The organism is Paracoccus indicus (genome assembly GCF_003056335.1).
In the GTDB taxonomy this organism is placed as follows: Bacteria; Pseudomonadota; Alphaproteobacteria; order Rhodobacterales; family Rhodobacteraceae; genus Paracoccus; species Paracoccus indicus.
Genome location: NZ_PYWA01000034.1, coordinates 1 through 309, shown reverse-complemented (window position 1 = coordinate 309; position 309 = coordinate 1). Strand labels below are relative to the sequence as shown.

Sequence of the window (309 nt, the reverse complement as noted above, 5' to 3'; positions counted from 1 at the left end):
TGAACGAGTGGGTCAAGAAGGCCGAGGTCGACAGCGGAAAGCGCGCTGGCATCCCGGCAGACATGGCCGAGAAGATGAAGGCGCTGGAGCGGGAGAACCGAGAGTTGCGCCAGGGTGAGGAGGGTCAGAAAACAGTCCGGGGGACTGTTTTCCCGACGAACGAGATCCTGCGCAAGGCGAGTGCGTATTTTGCGATGGCGGAGCTCGACCGCCGGTCGAAGTGATGGTCGGGTTCATCGACAATCATCGCGGTGAGTATGGGGTCGAGCCAATCTGCAGGGTTCTGCCGATCGCCCCATCAACCTACTA

Annotated in this window: 1 pseudogene and 1 other annotated feature; the pseudogene reads left to right on the top strand. The window is 60.5% G+C overall.

Annotation, left to right across the window (positions count from 1 at the left end):
- A pseudogene (locus tag DDE75_RS17135) lies at positions 1–309 on the top strand (hypothetical protein); the annotation flags it as partial.
- Positions 182–298 (top strand) — a sequence feature (AL1L pseudoknot). It overlaps the preceding pseudogene by 117 nt.